Source organism: Pseudorhizobium marinum, from assembly GCF_000705355.1.
Classification (GTDB): domain Bacteria; phylum Pseudomonadota; class Alphaproteobacteria; order Rhizobiales; family Rhizobiaceae; genus Neorhizobium; species Neorhizobium pelagicum.
In genome coordinates, this window is sequence record NZ_JMQK01000006.1 from 199,711 (window position 1) to 217,477 (window position 17,767).

The 17,767-nt window shown below is 65.1% G+C and carries 18 protein-coding genes; 5 read left to right on the forward strand and 13 right to left on the reverse strand.

What is annotated here, in order from left to right; translation table 11 throughout:
* Positions 1-12: 12 nt before the first annotated feature.
* The 4 genes from EO99_RS0110325 to EO99_RS0110340 form a co-directional block, all read right to left on the reverse strand.
* A complete protein-coding gene (locus tag EO99_RS0110325; protein ID WP_029618563.1) occupies positions 13-1,266 on the reverse strand; it encodes an O-antigen ligase family protein in 1,254 nt (417 codons plus the stop codon).
* On the reverse strand, positions 1,263-2,807 hold the full coding sequence (locus tag EO99_RS0110330) for an undecaprenyl-phosphate glucose phosphotransferase (protein ID WP_029618564.1): 1,545 nt from the start codon (positions 2,805-2,807) through the stop codon (positions 1,263-1,265). Before EO99_RS0110330 ends, EO99_RS0110325 begins: the two co-directional genes overlap by 4 nt.
* An 89-nt stretch (positions 2,808-2,896) precedes the next feature.
* Entirely contained in the window at positions 2,897-4,042 is a 1,146-nt protein-coding gene (locus EO99_RS0110335) for a glycosyltransferase family 4 protein (protein WP_029618565.1), read from the reverse strand.
* A gap of 4 nt (positions 4,043-4,046) precedes the next feature.
* Entirely contained in the window at positions 4,047-4,622 is a 576-nt protein-coding gene (locus tag EO99_RS0110340; protein ID WP_029618566.1) for a polysaccharide biosynthesis/export family protein, read from the reverse strand.
* 167 nt (positions 4,623-4,789) lie between these two features.
* On the opposite strand from EO99_RS0110340, the gene EO99_RS0110345 reads away from it, so the two are divergent.
* Positions 4,790-6,937, forward strand: a complete 2,148-nt coding sequence (locus tag EO99_RS0110345) for a GumC family protein (RefSeq protein ID WP_029618567.1) — start codon at positions 4,790-4,792, stop codon at positions 6,935-6,937.
* A gap of 8 nt (positions 6,938-6,945) precedes the next feature.
* On the opposite strand, the gene EO99_RS0110350 is transcribed toward EO99_RS0110345, so the two are convergent.
* Entirely contained in the window at positions 6,946-8,157 is a 1,212-nt protein-coding gene (locus tag EO99_RS0110350) for a GNAT family N-acetyltransferase (protein ID WP_156034715.1), read from the reverse strand.
* Positions 8,158-8,276: 119 nt separating this feature from the next.
* Positions 8,277-8,489, reverse strand: coding sequence for a DUF2842 domain-containing protein (locus tag EO99_RS0110355; RefSeq protein ID WP_029618569.1), 213 nt, complete (start codon positions 8,487-8,489; stop codon positions 8,277-8,279).
* Between the two features lie 172 nt (positions 8,490-8,661).
* Between EO99_RS0110355 and EO99_RS0110360 the strand changes: the two genes are divergently transcribed.
* Positions 8,662-9,762 carry a COX15/CtaA family protein gene (locus EO99_RS0110360; protein ID WP_029618570.1) on the forward strand — a complete coding sequence of 367 codons (1,101 nt, stop codon included), beginning with the start codon at positions 8,662-8,664 and terminating at the stop codon, positions 9,760-9,762.
* Positions 9,763-10,018: 256 nt separating this feature from the next.
* Here EO99_RS0110360 and argC read toward each other — a convergent pair whose 3' ends face one another.
* The 5 genes from argC to EO99_RS0110385 all read right to left on the reverse strand — a co-directional run bounded on the left by argC (position 10,019) and on the right by EO99_RS0110385 (position 13,693).
* Complete coding sequence (gene argC, locus EO99_RS0110365; RefSeq protein WP_029618571.1) at positions 10,019-10,948, reverse strand: N-acetyl-gamma-glutamyl-phosphate reductase; 930 nt, start codon at positions 10,946-10,948, stop codon at positions 10,019-10,021.
* A gap of 70 nt (positions 10,949-11,018) precedes the next feature.
* Positions 11,019-11,972, reverse strand: a complete 954-nt coding sequence (gene speB, locus EO99_RS0110370) for an agmatinase (protein ID WP_029618572.1) — start codon at positions 11,970-11,972, stop codon at positions 11,019-11,021.
* Positions 11,973-12,089: 117 nt separating this feature from the next.
* The gene (rpsI, locus tag EO99_RS0110375; protein WP_029618573.1) at positions 12,090-12,557 is read right to left on the reverse strand and encodes a 30S ribosomal protein S9; all 468 of its coding nucleotides are present in this window, start codon (positions 12,555-12,557) and stop codon (positions 12,090-12,092) included.
* A gap of 2 nt (positions 12,558-12,559) precedes the next feature.
* On the reverse strand, positions 12,560-13,024 hold the full coding sequence (gene rplM / locus EO99_RS0110380; RefSeq protein WP_029618574.1) for a 50S ribosomal protein L13: 465 nt from the start codon (positions 13,022-13,024) through the stop codon (positions 12,560-12,562).
* Between the two features lie 237 nt (positions 13,025-13,261).
* Entirely contained in the window at positions 13,262-13,693 is a 432-nt protein-coding gene (locus EO99_RS0110385) for a PaaI family thioesterase (RefSeq protein ID WP_029618575.1), read from the reverse strand.
* A 140-nt stretch (positions 13,694-13,833) separates the two neighbouring features.
* Between EO99_RS0110385 and EO99_RS0110390 the strand changes: the two genes are divergently transcribed.
* The gene (locus EO99_RS0110390) at positions 13,834-14,262 is read left to right on the forward strand and encodes a CoA-binding protein (protein WP_029618576.1); all 429 of its coding nucleotides are present in this window, start codon (positions 13,834-13,836) and stop codon (positions 14,260-14,262) included.
* Positions 14,263-14,265: 3 nt separating this feature from the next.
* Here EO99_RS0110390 and EO99_RS0110395 read toward each other — a convergent pair whose 3' ends face one another.
* Entirely contained in the window at positions 14,266-14,694 is a 429-nt protein-coding gene (locus EO99_RS0110395; protein WP_037111573.1) for a DUF6455 family protein, read from the reverse strand.
* A gap of 117 nt (positions 14,695-14,811) precedes the next feature.
* Between EO99_RS0110395 and EO99_RS0110400 the strand changes: the two genes are divergently transcribed.
* Together EO99_RS0110400 and EO99_RS0110405 are read left to right on the forward strand one after the other, a co-directional pair.
* Positions 14,812-16,095: an O-acetylhomoserine aminocarboxypropyltransferase gene (locus EO99_RS0110400; protein ID WP_029618578.1), complete on the forward strand. Its 1,284-nt coding sequence runs from the start codon at positions 14,812-14,814 to the stop codon at positions 16,093-16,095.
* 7 nt (positions 16,096-16,102) lie between these two features.
* On the forward strand, positions 16,103-16,447 hold the full coding sequence (locus tag EO99_RS0110405) for a cupin domain-containing protein (protein ID WP_029618579.1): 345 nt from the start codon (positions 16,103-16,105) through the stop codon (positions 16,445-16,447).
* A gap of 33 nt (positions 16,448-16,480) precedes the next feature.
* Here EO99_RS0110405 and EO99_RS0110410 read toward each other — a convergent pair whose 3' ends face one another.
* The gene (locus EO99_RS0110410; protein ID WP_029618580.1) at positions 16,481-17,728 is read right to left on the reverse strand and encodes a cytochrome P450; all 1,248 of its coding nucleotides are present in this window, start codon (positions 17,726-17,728) and stop codon (positions 16,481-16,483) included.
* Positions 17,729-17,767 lie beyond the last annotated feature (39 nt).

The window sequence follows — 17,767 nt, forward strand, 5'->3', positions numbered from 1 at the left end:
CCGTGGCCGAAGTCAAGCAGGGCTTGGGAGCGCGGCGGCACGGCGGCTCTGCCGCTGGAAGCGGTGTTCCAGGGCAAAGCACCCCCAGATGATCCCGAGCAGCATGTAGAAGTGTCGCCAGTGATCGGTATCGATGACATTGCCGATCAGGCAGTGACCGAGGATGACGATCCAGGAGATCATCAGGAAGGGCTGCCACGGTCGGTCGCGCAGGAGGTAGCGAAAGCCTGCCGCCAGGGTCCAGCCGATCATGATGATGTAGGTGACGAAGCCGAGCCAGCCGTAGGTGGTCAGCGACTTCAGCCAGATGTTGTGCTCGTCCTCGCCGAACATCCGGCCCAGCTCCATCGGACCGATGCCGAGCGGGCGTTCCATGGAGAGGAGGAAGCCGATCTTGTGGCGCTGGAAGCGGCCCATGTGGGCCCCGTCATAGTCCTGGACCAGCTTGGCGCGGGTGGTGAAAAGGTTGGAGACCTGGTCGAACTGAAGGGCAATGGTCAGTGCCACGGCAAACAGCACGAGGGCTGCGATCGACAGCACCAGGATCTTCATCCGGAAGGCGCCGGTACGTTCCTTCAGGAGCATGATGACGATCAGCATCAGGCTGCTGAACGCCAGCAGGCCCCAGGCGGCGCGCGAAAACGACAGGAAGACGCCGAGAACCAGAACCAGAAGGCCGGCGATCAGAAGCGGCGACTGCAGGAGCTTGCCGGTCAGCAGGCGATGCATGAGGTAGAGGATGGGCGCGATCAGATAGGGGCCGAAGACGTTGGGGTCCTGGAAGGCGCCCATGGCACGGTCGTAGCGCGTGAAGGCGCCGGCACCCGGAAAGGCGTGGAAGTAACCGAGGATGCCGAGGATCGCGGTAATCACGGCCGCCGCGACCCAGGCCTTGAAGATCAGCGTCAGGCGCTGGTGGCGGCTTTCGATGACGGCGGCGTAGAAGACGGAGGTCATGGCGAGGAAGATCGACACGGCCGCATAGAGCGGTGCGCCGCTCATGTCCTTCATCACCGTGATCGCCAGCAGGCCGCCGACGTTGAAGACGAGCAGCATGGCGAGCAGAAGCCCGACGGTGCGGGAAATGGAAAGGCCGAGCAGGAACCAGACGGCGATCTGCCCCGCCATGATCAGCTCATAGGGTGCCGGCTCCGACATCACGAAGCCGGACAGGAAGACGCCGAAGGCGATCATGGTCGAACCGAAGAGCGTCACGGCGGCAAGTCTCGGCTGAAACGCGCGCTGATCCTGGACGAGGGCACTCAATAGGCGTTGTCCACGTTGAGCAGCCGGATCGGCGTCAGGAACAGGATCTTCAGGTCGAAGAGCAGCGACCAGTTCTCGATATATTCGAGGTCATAGGCCGTGCGCATGCGGATCTTCTCGTCGCTGTCGAGCTCGCCGCGCAGGCCGTTGATCTGCGCCCAGCCGGTGACGCCGGGCTTGACGCGGTGGCGGGCAAAATAGCCCTCGACGACGTCGACATAGCGCCGTTCGCCGGTCTGCGCATGGATCGAGTGCGGCCTTGGCCCGACGAGCGAGAGACTGCCGCGCAGGACGTTGAAGAGCTGCGGCAGCTCGTCGATCGAGGACTTGCGCAGGAAGCGACCGACCGGGGTGACGCGCGGGTCATTCTTGGTGACGGCCTTCTTGGCGGTCGGGTCGGACATCTCGGTGTACATCGACCGGAACTTCAGCACGTCGATGACCTCGTTGTTGAAGCCGTGGCGCTTCTGGACGAAGAAGACCGGGCCTTTCGAGGTCGCCTTGACGGCGATGGCGGCGCCGATCATCACCGGCCAGATCAGCGCCAGGGCCAGGAGCGAAAAGACGATGTCGAAGGCGCGCTTGGCCACCGAATCCCAGTCGCGCAGCGGCTTGTCGAAGATGTCGAACATCGGCACGGCGCCGACATGCGAATAGGAGCGCGGCCGGAACCGCAGGTGGTTGGCATGGGCGGCCAGCCGGATGTCGACCGGCAGCACCCACAGTTTGCGCAGAAGCTGCAGGATGCGCGCCTCTGCCGAGGCGGGCAGCGCGATGATCAGCATGTCGACCCGCGCCAGCCGGGCAAACTCGACGAGTTCGGCGAAGGTGCCGAGCTTCGGATAGCCAGCTACCACCGGCGGGGAGCGACCCGAGCCGCGGTCGTCGAAGATGCCGCAGATGCGGATGTCGTTGTCCGGCTGCTGTTCCAGCGCCCGGACCAGCTGCTTGGCGGGTTCGCCGCCACCGACGATGACGGCGCGCCGTTCCATGATGCCGTTGCGCGCCCAGTGGCGGATGCCGAACGCCACCAGCTGCCGCTCGATGAGGAGGAAGACGGCCGTACCGAAGAACCAGATGAAATGGCCGGTGATGCTGATGGAACCGGTTTCGACGAAATGCAGGGTGCCTGCCGAGGCGGCAAAGCCGATCAGCCAGGCGACGACGACCCGTCGGCGGGCTCGCGCGGCGATGCGCAGCAGGGGGATCTGGTAGGTGTCTGCCGCCTGCATGGCGATGACCGACACCAGCGCCCCCAGAAGGGCAATGGCGAAATGGGTGGGAAGTCCGGCATTGTCCGGCGCGGTGAGGGTGACCATGGCCAGAAGGCCGAGTGCCAGCAGCGACAGGAACTCCAGCAGCCGGATCTGGCCGATCAGCAGTGACGGTGAGGTGTTCTCGTCGCGGAACTGACTGGCGATCTGAAGCGCGAACGGGTTCAGCACCGAAGGCGCATCCTCCGTATCGCCCGCGGGCAGGTCGGAGACCTTGCGGCGCAGGGCATCGGCGTCAAACTGGCCTTTCATACCGGCGTCGGGCATCCAACTGGTCCTCTTGCAGCGCATGTCGTGTCGCGCCGCGCTCGGTTCCCTTGTCGCAAGACGACTAGCAGGAAGTTGCTAAGAAACCTTTAGGGCTGGTCCCGAAGCACGCTGCGGTAGAGGTCGAGCATGCTGTCGGCCATGACGGAGCTTGAAAAAACGGACCGGAAGGTGTCCGGCTTCGGCATCACCCGGCGCTGCCAGCCCGGATCGACGGCCGCTGCCGCCATGACCTGCGACAGATCCTGCGCGTCGCCGGGGATGGCAAGCGCCTCGCTGTCGGTGCCGAGGATCTCGGGAATGCCACCCACGCGCGACGCAACCACCGGCTTCTGGGCGGCGAGCGCCTCGATGACGATGTAGGGCATGGCCTCGGCACGCGAGGGGACGACGACGGTGCGGGCCATCGCGAAGGCTTCGCGGGCCGGCATGGCCGGCATCATGCGAATGCGGCGGCCGAGGCCGCGCTCGGTCATCATGGCCTCGTAGCGGTCGCGGTCCGGGCCGTCGCCGACCATCAACCCGGACAGCGGGCGCCCGAGCGCCCGTTCCGTACGCGCAAAGGCGTCGATGAAGACATCCGGGCCTTTCAGGTCGCGCAGCATGCCGATGTAGAGGAAGTCGGCGGCATCGTCCGGCGCGACGACCGGCGTGAACTCCGATGCCTTGACCCCGTTGAGAATGACCTTCCACCGTGTCGTCGGGGTCCCGACCTTGGCCTCGTAGGTGCGTCGCTCGTAGTCGCAAACGAAGACGAGCGCGTCGGTGAAGCGCTCCTGGAGGCGCTCGAGGCGCAGGACGGCCTGGCCGGACATGCTGGACCGGTCGAAATGCAGGCTTCCGCCATGCGGTGAATAGAGACGGGCGACGCGAGACCTGTTTGCCCGCATCCCCGTGCCGATCATCCGTGCCAGCACGCCGCCCTTGGCGCCGTGCCCATGCAGGATGTTCGGCTGCAAGCTCTTTATATGCTTGTAACTCTTCAAGAGTGCAGAAAGATCCGAAGGCGCGATGGCGCGGCGCACGGGGATGCGGGTAAGCCCCAGCGTCAGGTGCGGCCGGATGCCGTCGAAGAGCTTTTCCTCGTGCGCTCCGCCCGTCGAGCTGTCGCAGAGAATGCCGACATCATGCCCTGCGGCGCGGTGCTCCTCGACCAGGTCCCGGACATGCCGGAAGATGCCGCCGACGGGAGAGCGGAAACAGTGAAGGATGCGCAGCTTTTCGGGTTCGGCCATCGGATCAGAACAGCCGTTCGCGGACGTAGATCGTGTCCCCAGCAAGCACGGGGCTGGCAATCGACGTGCGGCCGGTCAGGACCTGGGCATTGACCTTACGGGTGATGTCGACGTCACGCTGGTTGCCGCGCGGCGTGAAGCCGCCGGCGATCGCCACCGCGTTCTGCGCCGTCATCCCCGGCACATAGGCGTATTGCCCCGGCCGTCCGACTTCGCCCATGACGAAGACGGGGCGGTAGCGGTCGACCTCGATCGTCACGTCCGGATCCCGCAGGAAGCCCTGTTTCAGCCGCGCAGCGATGGTGCCCTCGAGCGCCGGCAGGGTCTGGCCACGTGCGGCAACCTGACCGATCAGCGGCAGCGCGACATAGCCGGCCTGGTCCACCGTATAGGTGTTGGAAAGACCCGCCTGCTCGAAGACGGTGACCCTGAGACGGTCGCCGCTGTCCAGCCGGTAGGGCTGGATGGCCACCTGCTGGAAGGATTTCGGTGCCGGCTGGTAGGCTGAGCAGGCCGAGACGGCACACGCCATTGCGGCAAGGGCGAGCGTCATCAGGCGTGGTCGACGGGCGACGGACATTCGCAGGTGGCTCCGGCTGTTCATCAGATGACGCAGTTATCGGTCTTTTACGGTTAATGCGCGGTAAAGGCGCAAGCCTCGCCTAATGCTTTTTGGCGGCGTCATTAACGCTTGGATTACCATAAGGATTTACCCTTGCCACGATTGCGAGAGAATTGGAGCTTCGGATGTCGGGCGTAATGGGCAACAATCAGGACGTGGACATCGATCTGGGGCGGTTGTTTTCGGCGGTATGGGAGCGTCGGAAGCTCGTTGCCGGCATCGTGGTCGTGTCCGCCGGTGTTGCCTTGCTGGCAACCACGATGATGACGCCGCTCTACAAGGGGGAGACGCGGCTGCTGATCGAGTCGCGTTCCGCCAACCTCTCGAACGGGCCGGCGCCCGCAGCGGCGAACGACCCTATTCTCGATGCCTTGAATATCAGCAGCCAGGCGGAGCTGCTGCGCTCCACCGACCTCATCCGGCAGGTGGCGGCGGATCTGCGCCTGGAGGAAACCGACGAGTTCAACCCGCACCGCCAGTCGTTCCTGCCCAGCCCGTTCGTCCTGCTCGGCCTGCAGCAGGATCCCCTCGACATCCCGCCGGAAGACAGGCTGATCAAGGAGTTCCGCGAGAAGCTGCAGGTCTTTGCCGTGGAAAATTCCCGCGTCATCGCGGTCGAATTCTCCTCCGAGGATCCCAGGCTGGCCGCAGCGGTGCCCAACCAGATCGCAAAGGTCTATCTGCAGCTGCAGAGCGGTGCCAAGCTCGACAACAATTCCGACGTCACCCGCTGGCTGGAGCCGGAGATCGCGACGCTGACCGAAAGGGTTCGCGAGGCCGAGGCCAAGGTTGCCGAATACCGCTCGTCCGCCGGCCTCTTCCAGTCGTCCGACACCAGTAGCTTCACGGCGCAGCAGCTGAACAACATTTCCACGGAACTGGCGCGTGTGCGCGCCGAGCGCGCCAATGCCGAGGCGAGGGCGGAGAACGTGCGCGCCGCCGTCGAGGCAGGCCGCAATTCGGACTCCCTGGCCGAAGTCGTCGGTTCCCAGGTCGTCCAGCGGCTGCGCGAAACCGAGGCCAACGTCCAGGCGCAGATCGCCGACCAGTCTACCGTTCTTCTGGAGAACCACCCGCGGCTGAAGGGCCTGCGCGCGCAGCTCGCCGGCATCCGCCAGCAGATCGTCGGGGAAACGCGCAAGATCCTCGCCAGCCTCGACAGCGAAGCGGAGGTCTCGCGCATCCGCGAGCGGCAGCTGATCCAGCAGCTGAACGAGCTGAAGGCCGCATCGTCGAAGGCGGGCGAGGAAGAAGTGGGCCTGCGGGCGCTGGAGCGGGAGGCGACGGCCCAGCGCCAGCTCCTGGAGACCTATCTGGCCCGCTACCGGGAAGCGGCATCCCGCGCCGATCCGAATGCAGCGCCGGCGGATGCCCGCGTCATCTCCAGCGCCTTCGAGCCCTCCGAGGCCTATTTCCCCAAGGTCCTTCCGATCGTCATCATCGTGGCTCTGGCCAGCCTGATCCTGACGGCGATCGCCATCATGGTCGGCGCCCTGTTCTCTGGCCGGGCGCTCAGGCCAACCGGCGAGGCGAACGCCTTGTCTGCCAACGAACCGGTGACGGTTGTCCGTGAACGAGCACCGGCGACCGAAGCCGGCGTCTCCGTGGACCCCGTCGATGCCGCAGCGGCGGCAGCCTTCGTCTCGGCCAATGAGGAACCCGCGACAGTTTCGGCTGCATCGCCCCTCCAGGATGAGGCATTTTCCACCGTCGGCGTCGCCAACACCCTGCTGCGCCACGGCGTTCCCTGCGCCTTTGCCATGTCTCCGGGCGGCGACACGGGCTCGACGGCCACGGTGATGCTGGCGCGCGAAGTGGCCGAGCGCGGCAAGTCGGTCATCCTTCTCGATCTCTCCAGCTCCGGCTGCCCGTCGAAACTGATGGCCGAAAACATGCGGCTGCCGGGGATCACGGACCTGCTTTGCGGCGAGACTGCCTTCGGCGACGCGATCCATTCCGACCGCCTGTCCGACGCCCATATCATTCCGCGCGGCGCGGCCGACGTGGAGAGCGCCATGCGCGCATCCGACCGGCTGCGGATCATCATCGATGCGCTCATCGATGCCTATGACCTGGTGCTGGTGGAATGCGGGACGGCGAAGGTGTCGAGCCTGGAGAAGCTCGGTGGCAGGCCGGAAATGGAAATCGTGCTGTCCATGCCCGAGGGGCAGGATCATCAGGTGGTCGAGCTCGTGCAGCAGCTGACGGATGCCGGTTACCGCAACCTTCTGATCATGGCCGGTGGCGTGCCGAGCCGCAGGCGCGCGGCCTGAGGCTGCGCCTACGAGCGGCGCAGCAAAGCGCGGAATTTCTGAACCAGGGCATAAAGCTTCGGTTGGCGTTTGATCGCCAGCCGAAGACTGCCGAGGCCTTGAATGGCCGGCATGGCCATGCGGCCCTTCGCGGTCAGCGGCAGGACGAGGTCGCGCGTCACCGTCATCTGCGTGCACCAGCTGCGCTTGTAGGGCTGGTCGCCGACGCCGAAGTCGAAGACGGATGCTCCCTCAAGGCAGGCTTCTTCGATCATCAGCCAGAACAGCAGTTCGCCGGGGCTGGCATCGGCGCAGAGCTTGTCGTCGATCGAGCCGAACTGGCAAAGCACATGGCCGCCCTTGCGCGAAAGCCCGCTGATGGCGACGAGGCTTCCCTCGTGTTCTCCGTGCAGGCGAAGGGCGTGCATCGTCAACGCCGTGTCCGGGCCGCATCCGGACCGGTCGATGAGGTCGTGAAGGAAACGCCGGACCTGCGGCGGCTGGAAGACGTCGGGAAGCCCGAAGCCCGAGAACCGCTCCGCCTTCTGCTGGAAGAACAGGTCGAGCAGGGCGTGCTGTTCGTCTCTGCCGGCAGGGCAATAGTGTTCGAACCCGCCGATCGCCTCCAGCCGGCGGCACTGCTGCCGGAAGCGCTTGCGGCGGGTCTTGGCGTTCAGCTGGGCGATCGTCTCGTCCATGGTCGCAAGCAGCGGAAGCTGGAAGGAGGGGTTCGGGTTTTCCGTTGCGGCAAGGCCGGCGAGCGGAGAAGGCGCGCCGCCCCAGGCAGCCGGCATGCAATCCAGCACGAGCGTGTCCGCCAGAGGCGACAGGCACCGGCAGAGTGCCGAGGTGAAGGTGCTCAGCGCATCACCGTCGAGGGCTGGAAAATCCGCGCTGAAAAGGCCGGTGTTGATGTTGTTGAAACGCTCCCCGGGCAGGCGCGCCGTGCGCAGCCCGTACCGGGAGATGATTTCGAGCGGCAGCAGCATGACCGTGCGCTGGCCGAGCCGGGCGCGCAGGATGACCGGCGACAGCGCGTGCGCGTTCCACCAGGCGCAGCACCAGTCGTAGCTTTGGTCGAGAGAGTTTCTGGGCAGGCTTTCGAGCGATCGCCATTCGGCTTCTATGAGAGCGGGCGAGGTGACCACGTCGAAGACGGCCGACGACAAGGCCGGCGCCACCGCTCCCGGCAGTCCAATGTCTTCCGCGTCCATGTCCGTGCGCACGCTCAAACGGGGCATCTCGTCACCCACCTCTCATCGCAGGCGGACCATAGCCGATCTCGCTGGAGAACAAGTTTACAAAGCCTGACTTCGGCATGAACTTTAGCGCGCGTGGTTAATCCCGGCGGGACGCGGGGTCAGTCGCGCGGCCGCGGGCCGGCCATCCACTTGATGATCAGCATGGCGGGCAGGATCCACAGCAGGCCGGACAGCAGGAAGTAGAGGAGGTGCACCCACCACGGGGAGGTGGCGAGCGTCAGCGTCGCGACGGTCGTCGCCAGAAGCGCGTACAGGATCACCAGGCAGATGATCAGGATGGTCCCGATGAAGCTCCGCAACCTTTGCGGCATTCTCTTTTCTCCCGGCGGCAGTGGCGTGCATCAGGCCGCGACGGCATGCCGCAAAGCGCTGGGGCTTGTTTTGCACGGGTCCATGGGGCAAATCAACGCCTGAGTGATGGGGCGTCTTGCCGCCCCTCCAAATCCCCAGGGCAGACCCCCAGGGCAGACCTCAGGAGCGACGATGTCAGTGGCCGATGTAACCGCAGCGCAAATCATGTCCCACACGCGCCGGCGCGAGAGCGACCGCAAGGTGGTGCGCATCTGGCTCGGCGTCGTCATCTTCACGCTCTTCTGTCTGGTGCTCGTCGGGGGCGCGACCCGGTTGACCGATTCCGGCCTGTCCATCACCGAATGGAAGCCGATCCACGGCGTGGTGCCGCCGCTTTCTGCCGAGGAATGGCAGGAGGAGTTCGACCTCTACAAGCGCATTCCGCAGTACCAGCAGATCAACAAGGGCATGACGCTTGGCGAATTCCAGTCGATCTTCTGGTGGGAGTGGGCCCACCGCTTCCTGGCCCGCGCCATCGGCGTCGTCTTTGCCGTGCCGCTCCTGTTCTTCTGGCTGAGCGGCAAGATCGAGCCGCGCATCCGCCGGCCGCTGATCGGTCTCCTGGCGCTCGGCGGCTTCCAGGGTTTCATCGGCTGGTGGATGGTGTCGTCGGGCCTGAGCAAGCTCACCAGCGTCTCGCAGTACCGGCTGGCGGTCCACCTGACGATCGCCTGCCTGATCTTTTCGGCCTGCGTCTGGATCATGCGCGGCCTCTCTCCCCACAGCGGCCATCCGGCCGCGGCCGGGCGAGGGAAGGCGGGCGCGGTCCTGCTGGCGGTCTTCTGTCTGGTGCAGATCTATCTCGGCGCGCTAGTCGCCGGCCTGGATGCGGGGCTGAGCTACAACACCTGGCCGCTGATGGACGGCGCGCTCGTGCCGAGCGGCCTGTTCGTGCAGCAGCCCTGGTGGATCGACCTCTTCGAGAACCCGAAGACGGTGCAGTTCGTGCACCGCATGGGAGCCTACACGCTGCTGCTGCTGGCGCTGTGGCACATGGTGGCGATGCTGCGTGACGCGGCGGGCACGACGCATGCGCGGCGGTCGATCGTTCTGTTTGCGCTGATCTGCATGCAGGCCGGCATCGGCATCCTGACGCTGCTCTCGCAGGTGCATCTGCACACCGCACTTCTGCACCAGGGCATGGCCCTGATCGTCCTCGGCTTCGCCGTCGCCCACTGGCGCGGCTTCGTCGGTGAATATCCGCAGGAAGTGACGGTAGAGGTCAGGAACTGAGAGTCAAAAGGGCTGCGACGATTTCTGCAAGGGGCTGTGCGCTGTCCGCTCGTCTTCTCCCCAGCGGGGAGAAGGTGGCGCGTAGCGCCGGATGAGGGGGGCCGGAGATGAGCACTGGCTTCGCACCCCCTCATCGCCTCGCATCCGCTCGGCACTTCTCCCCGTTGGGGAGAAGAGGGCATTTCCAGGCACCGCAGCTAGCCTGCTAAGCCGTTTTACAGTTAGTGGTTTTTGGACCGGCGATCCTGCGCTCAATTCAGGCCGACAGCATCAGATCCATGTTCTGCACGGCGGCCCCCGAGGCGCCCTTGCCGAGGTTGTCGAGCACCGCCACGAGATTGACGTGCTCGCCGCCGGCGCTGCCGAAGACGAAGAGCTTCATCGTGTCCTTGCCGGCGAGTTCCTCGGCGTCGATGCGGGCAAGCCCGTTGGCTTCCTCGAGTCCGACGACCTCGACGACATCCTGTCCGGCGTAATGCCCGACGAGCGCCTTGTGGATGCTCTCGCGGGTGAACCCGTTCTTCAGGTTCTGCAGGAAGAGCGGGACCTGGACGATCATCCCCTGCGGGAAGCGTCCGACCGACGGCGCAAACAGCGGCGCCTGGTCGAGCAGTCCGTGGATCGTCATCTCCGGCACGTGCTTGTGCTTCAGCGACAGGCCGTAGAGGAAGTTGTTCGCCTGGATGGCGTCGTTGCGGGTCTGATCTTCCATCTGCGCGATCATCTGCTTGCCGCCGCCCGTGTAGCCGGAGACGGCGTTGACGCTGACCGGATAGTCGTCGGGCAGGATGCCGGCCGCCCGCAGGGGCCGGATCAGGCCAATGGCGCCCGTCGGATAGCAGCCGGGGTTGGACACCAGGCGCGCATCGCGAATCTTGGCCGCCTGCGCCTTGTCCATCTCGGCAAAGCCGTAGGCCCAGTTCGGATCGGTGCGATAGGCCGTCGACGTATCGATGATCCGGACACTGTTGTTGCCCGACAGCATGCCGACGGCTTCGCGCGAGGCGTCGTCCGGCAGGCAGAGGATGGCGATGTCGGCGCTGTTGAGCAGATCCTCGCGCATGGCGGCATTGCGGCGCTCGGCCTCGGGGATCGACAGGATCTCCACGTCGCGGCGGGCGGCGAGGCGGGTGCGGATCTGCAGGCCCGTGGTGCCGTGTTCGCCGTCGATGAAGATCTTCGCCATGGTTGATACCCTGTTGTTTCGATCGCTTGTCCGAAGCGGCGGACCCAAGGTCCTGAGCTCCGGGAAGCCGTCATGTGCCGGCGGAAAGGCGCTCCGCACGCAGGCCGAGCATATACATCGCGACGGTAGCGCCTGCAATGGCGGTGATATCGGCGTGATCGTAGGCCGGCGCCACCTCGACGACGTCGGCGCCACGGACATCGACGCCCTTCAGCCGGTGCAGCACCGAGAGGATCTTGGCGCTCGACGGGCCGCCCGCGACCGGGGTGCCGGTCCCTGGGGCAAAAGCGGGGTCGAGGCAGTCGATATCGAAGGTGAGATAGGCCGGCGCGTCACCGACCTGCTGAAGGATCGCCTGCGCGATCTGCTCCGCCGTCATCTCCTCCAGCTCATGCCCGTAGAGCATGCGGATGCCGCAATCCTCCGGCGCATGGGTGCGGATGCCGACCTGAATGGAGCGGTTCGTGTCGATCAGCCCCTCGCGGGCGGCACGCGCCACGAAGGAGCCGTGGTCGATGCGCCGGTTGTCGTCGAACCAGGTGTCCTGGTGTGCGTCGAACTGCACGAGCGCCAGCGGTCCGTGCTTGGCCGCATGCGCCTTCAGCAGCGGCCAGGTGATGAAGTGATCGCCTCCGAGCGTCAGCAGGAAGGCGCCCCCCGCGATGATGCGGGCCGCCTCCCGTTCGATGGTCGCCGGCGTCTTGTGGTGGTTGCCGTAGTCGAGCAGGCAATCACCGTAGTCGATCACCGCCATCTGCTCGAAGAGATTGTGCCCGAAGGGATACTGCGGATCATTGTCGAAGATGGCCGACGCCCGGCGGATCGCCTGTGGCCCGAAGCGGGCGCCGGGGCGGTTGGATGTCGCGGCGTCGAAGGGGATGCCCCAGACCACCGTATCGACGCCCTTGAGATTCTTGGTAAACCTGCGGCGCATGAAGGAGAGGGCGCCGGCAAAGGTCGGGTCGCTGGCAGCGGCGGTGAGACTGCGGGAGGTGAAGGCGTGATCGATGGTTTTCCGGGGCATGTCCGCTGGTATCCTGTTGTCGCGGAAAACTGCTCCGGCCTCGCTCCAAATACAAGCCGCAAAAGAAAAAGGCGGAGCCGAAGCCCCGCCTTTTCGAATGATGCTGTCCGAGCGAAATTAGCGCTTGGAGAACTGGAAGGACCGGCGGGCCTTTGCCTTGCCGTACTTCTTACGCTCGACGACGCGGCTGTCGCGGGTCAGGAAGCCGCCCTTCTTGAGCACGCCGCGCAGGCTGGGCTCGAAGTAGGTCAGCGCCTTGGAGATGCCGTGGCGAACGGCACCGGCCTGGCCGGAGAGACCGCCGCCGGTCACCGTTGCGATGACGTCGAACTGGCCCGTGCGGGCAGCTGCGACGACCGGCTGCTGCAGGATCATCTGCAGTACGGGACGTGCGAAATAGGCGGAGAAGTCCTTGCCGTTGACGATGATCTTGCCGGAGCCGGCCTTGATCCAGACGCGGGCGATGGCGTTCTTGCGCTTACCGGTGGCATAGGAGCGGCCGAGGGTGTCGACCTTGCGGACGTGAACCGGAGCCTGGTTTTCAGCCGCCGGAGCGAGGTCCTTCAGAGAGGAGAGATCGGCCATTATCAGGCGCTCCTTACGTTCTTGCTGTTCAGCGATGCCACGTCGAGAGCGACCGGCTGCTGTGCTTCATGGGGATGGTTCGAACCGGCGTAAACGCGCAGGTTCTTCATCTGGCGACGGCCGAGCGGGCCACGCGGGATCATGCGCTCGATAGCCTTCTCAACGACGCGTTCCGGGAAACGGCCTTCGATGATCTGGCGAGCAGTGCGCTCCTTGATGCCGCCCGGGTAACCGGTGTGCCAGAAGTACTTCTTGTCGGTGTACTTCTTGCCGGTCAGGACGATCTTTTCCGCGTTGATGATGATGACATTGTCGCCATCATCGACGTGGGGGGTGTAGGTGGCCTTGTGCTTGCCGCGCAGGCGGTTTGCAACGAGGGTGGCGAGACGACCGACGACGAGACCTTCCGCGTCGATGATCACCCACTTCTTCTCCACCTCGGCGGGCTTCTGAACGAAGGTTGACATGGTGTGTGCTTTCTACATCTGGACCCGAGCCTTCGAAAGCTTCGAAGCAAGGGCGTTTCTTGTTGCTTGAATTGGCGGCATTGCGCCAAAAGAGAAAGCAGGCCGCAGGGGCCCGCAATCTGTGGCGGTTTATACCGGCAGCCCTTTTCCCGGTCAAGATGCGGGTTTTGCGGCCTCGGAAAAATTGTAAAGCAAAATCATAGGCTTGATGATGGGGTAATCAAATACCTCATACAATCACCGTCCGACCGGAGGAATCGAATAGGTCACGGTCGCCTGCGCCACGGCGTCCTGCAGGCCGTCCTGCCGCAGGATGGCGTCGATGACCGCCAGCCGCTTGCCGAGCTTCAGGATCCTGCAATCGCAGAACATAGGCTGCATCTCCGGCTTGCGCAGGAAGTTGACGTTGAGGCTGGTGGTCACCGCCAGCGCCACCGGACCGAGATGCGCGAGGATGGCGGCATAGGCGGCGACATCCGCGACCATCACCATCGAGGGGCCGGAAATGGTGGCGCCGGGCCGCAGGTGTCGCTCCTGCGGGTCAAAGCGCATGGTGAGGCCACCGGGACGCAATTCGGTGATGGAAAGAACCCGCCCGTCGGCATGGATCTGCGGAAACTCCCGGTCGAGAAAATCCTCGATCTCCCGGACGGTCATGATCGGCTGCATGTGTTCTCCTCCACTCGATGCGACCTCGGTAGGTGCATGACCGATCGGGAGGAGGCTGTCAAAAATGGCTGCCGGGGTGTCCATTCCCGTCAGGCGTCCCTAGATCTTGGAGAGAGTTCGTTTTTCTCCGGAGGCTACCCATGAACCACGACCGCTACGACGACGCCTATATCGCCGACATTCTGAAGACGACGAAGACGATCGCGCTGCTCGGCGCCTCGCCGAACCCCGACCGTCCGAGCAACGGCGTCATGCGCTTCCTGCTGTCGAAGGGTTATACGGTGATCCCGGTCAATCCGGGGCAGGCGGGCAAGGAGATCCTCGGGCAGACGGTCTATGCGAAGCTGTCGGACATTCCGCAGCCTGTCGACATGGTCGATGTCTTCCGGGCACCGGAATTCCTGGACGGGATCGTCGCCGAGGCGAGTGGCTTGCCGCAGCCGCCCCAGGTGATCTGGGGGCAGCTCGGTGTGCGGGACGATGATGCTGCCGCCAAGGCGGAGGCCGCCGGTATCAAGGTGGTGATGAACCGTTGCCCGGCGATCGAATACCCGCGCCTGGTGGCCTGATCCTCAAGCCATCAGCAGCGGCGCCTCCTGCTGCAGCGCCTTCAGATGGTCGGCGTTGCTACAGTAGCGGACATATTCCCGATCGATGACCTGCTCGCCGAGGTCGTGCCGGCAGCGGTCCTTGGATTCGCAGAGCGAGCAGTTGACCTGCATGTCGCGGAACTGCTCCGGATAGAGCCTCGCCACCTCGGCAGGGTCGATGTTGATGGCCAGCATCAGGGCGACCATCTCGTCGGCGGCATGCGGACCGGCGTTCGCCAGCCGCTTCAGCTGATCGGTCGAGACGCCGCAGTCGCGGGAAAGCTCAGCCAAGGTCCGGTCGTCCAACTGGCCGATGACATCCGTCTCGGTTGCCGCCTCACAGGCCTGCGAACACCACTGCAACAGCCGCGATGTCAGTGACTGTGTCTGGCGGTGCGCGTCGGTTTCCATAGCAATCCCCTCTCTGTTTCTCGAAAGGCTAGCCTGCGGCGACGGAATTTCCTTGATCGGGATCAACCGAGGAGGTTTGTTGAAGCGACACCAGTTCTGCATTTCAGGGAGGAAGACATGTCGACACACAATCCGGGCTTTGCGACGCTTGCCGTCCACGCGGGTGCCCAGCCCGATCCCGCCACCGGCGCCCGCACCACTCCGATCTACCAGACCACGTCCTTCGTCTTCGAGAGCGCCGACCATGCCGCCGCCCTCTTCGGCCTGCAGCAGTTCGGCAATATCTACACCCGCATCATGAACCCGACACAGGCGGTGCTCGAGGAGCGCGTCGCGGCGCTGGAGGGCGGCGCGGCAGCACTTGCCGTCGCGTCCGGCCATGCGGCGCAGATGCTGGTCTTCCACACGATCATGCAGCCGGGCGACAATTTCCTCGCCGCCCGCAAGCTCTACGGCGGCTCGATCAACCAGTTCGGCCATGCCTTCAAGAACTTCGGCTGGGAGGTGCGCTGGGCCGATCCGGCCGATCCGGCAAGCTTCGAGAGCCAGATCGACGAGCGCACGAAGGGCATCTTCATAGAGAGCCTGGCCAACCCCGGCGGTACCTTCGTCGATATTGCGGCGATTGCGGAGGTCGCCCAGAAGAACGGCCTGCCGCTGATCGTCGACAACACCATGGCCAGCCCCTACCTCCTGCGGCCGCTGGAGCACGGCGCCGACATCGTCGTCCATTCGCTGACGAAATTCCTCGGCGGCCACGGCAATTCCATGGGCGGCATGATCGTCGACGGCGGCACCTTCGACTGGTCGCAGTCCGGACGCTACCCGATGCTGTCGGAGCCGCGTCCGGAATATGCCGGCGTCGAGCTGCACAAGACCTTCGGCAACATCGCCTTCGCAATCGCCTGCCGGGTGCTCGGCCTGCGCGATCTCGGCCCGGCCATCTCGCCGTTCAACGCCTTCATGATCCTGACCGGCATCGAGACGCTGCCGCTCAGGATGCAGCGCCACTGCGACAATGCGCTCGCCGCCGCCACCTGGCTGAAGGCGCACGAGAAGGTCTCCTGGGTCAGCTACTCCGGGCTGGAAGACGATCCGAACCACGCGCTGCAGCAGCAGTATGCGCCGAAGGGTTCCGGCGCCGTCTTCACCTTCGGCCTGAAGGGCGGCTACGAGGCCGGCAAGACCTTCGTCGAGGGGCTGCAGATGTTCTCGCATCTCGCCAACATCGGCGACACCCGCTCGCTCGTCATCCACCCGGCCTCCACCACCCACCGCCAGCTCTCCGAGGAGCAGCAGGTGGCCGCCGGCGCCGGCCCGGACGTGGTGCGCCTGTCGATCGGCATCGAGGACCCGGCGGACATCATCGCCGACCTCGAACAATCGCTCGCAAAGATCTGAGGCCGCCATGTCCGCCGCACTCGCCTTCGACCTCACCGCCATCGAGCCGGAGGAGGGTGCGCCTGCGCCCGACCGGCTGATCTCCGGCAATCCGCAGTTCCGCACATGGAACCTCGAGGAGGCCGAAGGAGGCCTCTATGCCGGCGTCTGGGAATCGACGCCCGGCAAGTGGCGGATCGTCTATGACGAGTGGGAATATTTCCACATCCTGGAAGGCTATTCTATCGTGGCGGAGGAGGGCGGCGAGACCTTCCACCTCCGCCCCGGCGACCGGCTCGTCCTCAGACCCGGCTTCAGGGGAACCTGGGAAGTGATTGAAACGACTCGCAAGGATTATGTGATCCGGGTGTAGCCCGGCCACGCTGCGATCAAGGCCGGGGCCAACTCACCACGCCAGCTCAAGCCGCTCCAGTCCATGGAAATGGTAGACGTCCTTGACCTTCGGCGTCTTCGCGATCCGCAATCCGGGCAGGCGGCGGAAGAGGATGGGGAGCACGGTGTTGAGTTCCAGCCGGGCAAGCGGCGCACCGATGCAGAAGTGGATGCCAGCGCCGAAGGAGAGGTTGGGAGCCTCCTTCCGGTCCGGTCTGAAGACCAGCGGCTCGGAGAACTTCGTGGGGTCCAGATTGGCGGCGGCGAGGATGAGGCTCACCTTGTCGCCGCGCCGGAAGGGGATGTCGTCCACCTCGACGTCCTCCAGTGCCCAGCGCTGGAAGATGTGGACCGGCGCGCAGATCCGCATGGTTTCCTCGACCGTCCGCTCGGTCGCCGCCTCGTCGCGGAACATCTCTGGCACGGGAAGGCCGCTCTCCAGGATCACCCGGACCGAATTGCCGATCTGGTGCACGGTTGCCTCGTGGCCGGCGTTCAGCAGCACGATGGTGGTCGAGACCAGCTCGTCGTCGCTCAGGTGCTGGCCCCTGTGCTCGGTGTGGATCATGTGGCTGAGGAGGTCCTCCCGCGGCGCCTTGCGGCGCTCGGCGATCAGGCTCTTCACGTAATCGGCGAACTCCCGGGCAGCCTGGTCGGCCGCCAGCTCGTCCTCCGGCGTCCGCTTGAACATGTACATGCCGACATAGGCATGGGACCATTTCAGCAGCTGCGGTCCCATCTCGTCCGGGATGCCGATCATCCGCGCGATCATCGTCACCGGGATGATATCGGCGAAGGAGGAGAGAAGCTCCGTCCTGCCGTCCCGCTCGAAGCCGTCGATGAGCGTCTCCGCCAGACCGGCGATCTCCGGACGCAGCCGCTCGACGTGGCGCGAGACGAAGGCGCGGTTGACGAGGGTCCTGAGGCGCGTGTGCTCCGGTGGCTCGATCTCCAGCAGCGAATGACGCTCGGCGAGGTCGAAGTTGACGAGATGCGGCTGCGGTTCCGGCAGTCCTAGCTCCTCGCGGCTGGCGATGTGGAGGATCTGGCGGCCGAACCGGCGGTCGCGCAGGAGCGCGTTGACGTGGTCGTAGCCGGTGAAGAACCATTGCCGCTGCTCTTCCCAGTAGAAGGTCGGGCAGTGCTGGTGGAGCGCGGCATAGACGCGATTGGGATCGCCGTAGAAGGCCGCATCTCGGCCGTCGAGCGAGACGTTGCGGGTGGCGGGGTCGATGCGGAGACAGGAGGGCATAGCGTTCATGGCTCAACGCCTAGCGCAATCGTCGCCCCGGCGAAAGAG

Coding starts and splice junctions, on each gene's coding strand:
- EO99_RS0110350 (WP_156034715.1), bottom strand. CDS start 8,157: ATGCCCCGTTTGAGCGTGCGCACGGACATGGACGCGGAAGACATTGGA.
- EO99_RS0110400 (WP_029618578.1), top strand. CDS start 14,812: ATGTCGACACACAATCCGGGCTTTGCGACGCTTGCCGTCCACGCGGGT.
- EO99_RS0110385 (WP_029618575.1), bottom strand. CDS start 13,693: ATGCAGCCGATCATGACCGTCCGGGAGATCGAGGATTTTCTCGACCGG.
- EO99_RS0110395 (WP_037111573.1), bottom strand. CDS start 14,694: ATGGAAACCGACGCGCACCGCCAGACACAGTCACTGACATCGCGGCTG.
- rpsI (WP_029618573.1), bottom strand. CDS start 12,557: ATGGCCGATCTCTCCTCTCTGAAGGACCTCGCTCCGGCGGCTGAAAAC.
- EO99_RS0110330 (WP_029618564.1), bottom strand. CDS start 2,807: ATGCCCGACGCCGGTATGAAAGGCCAGTTTGACGCCGATGCCCTGCGC.
- EO99_RS0110335 (WP_029618565.1), bottom strand. CDS start 4,042: ATGGCCGAACCCGAAAAGCTGCGCATCCTTCACTGTTTCCGCTCTCCC.
- EO99_RS0110355 (WP_029618569.1), bottom strand. CDS start 8,489: ATGCCGCAAAGGTTGCGGAGCTTCATCGGGACCATCCTGATCATCTGC.
- speB (WP_029618572.1), bottom strand. CDS start 11,972: ATGCCCCGGAAAACCATCGATCACGCCTTCACCTCCCGCAGTCTCACC.
- rplM (WP_029618574.1), bottom strand. CDS start 13,024: ATGTCAACCTTCGTTCAGAAGCCCGCCGAGGTGGAGAAGAAGTGGGTG.
- argC (WP_029618571.1), bottom strand. CDS start 10,948: ATGGCGAAGATCTTCATCGACGGCGAACACGGCACCACGGGCCTGCAG.
- EO99_RS0110405 (WP_029618579.1), top strand. CDS start 16,103: ATGTCCGCCGCACTCGCCTTCGACCTCACCGCCATCGAGCCGGAGGAG.
- EO99_RS0110410 (WP_029618580.1), bottom strand. CDS start 17,728: ATGAACGCTATGCCCTCCTGTCTCCGCATCGACCCCGCCACCCGCAAC.
- EO99_RS0110390 (WP_029618576.1), top strand. CDS start 13,834: ATGAACCACGACCGCTACGACGACGCCTATATCGCCGACATTCTGAAG.
- EO99_RS0110360 (WP_029618570.1), top strand. CDS start 8,662: ATGTCAGTGGCCGATGTAACCGCAGCGCAAATCATGTCCCACACGCGC.
- EO99_RS0110340 (WP_029618566.1), bottom strand. CDS start 4,622: ATGTCCGTCGCCCGTCGACCACGCCTGATGACGCTCGCCCTTGCCGCA.
- EO99_RS0110345 (WP_029618567.1), top strand. CDS start 4,790: ATGTCGGGCGTAATGGGCAACAATCAGGACGTGGACATCGATCTGGGG.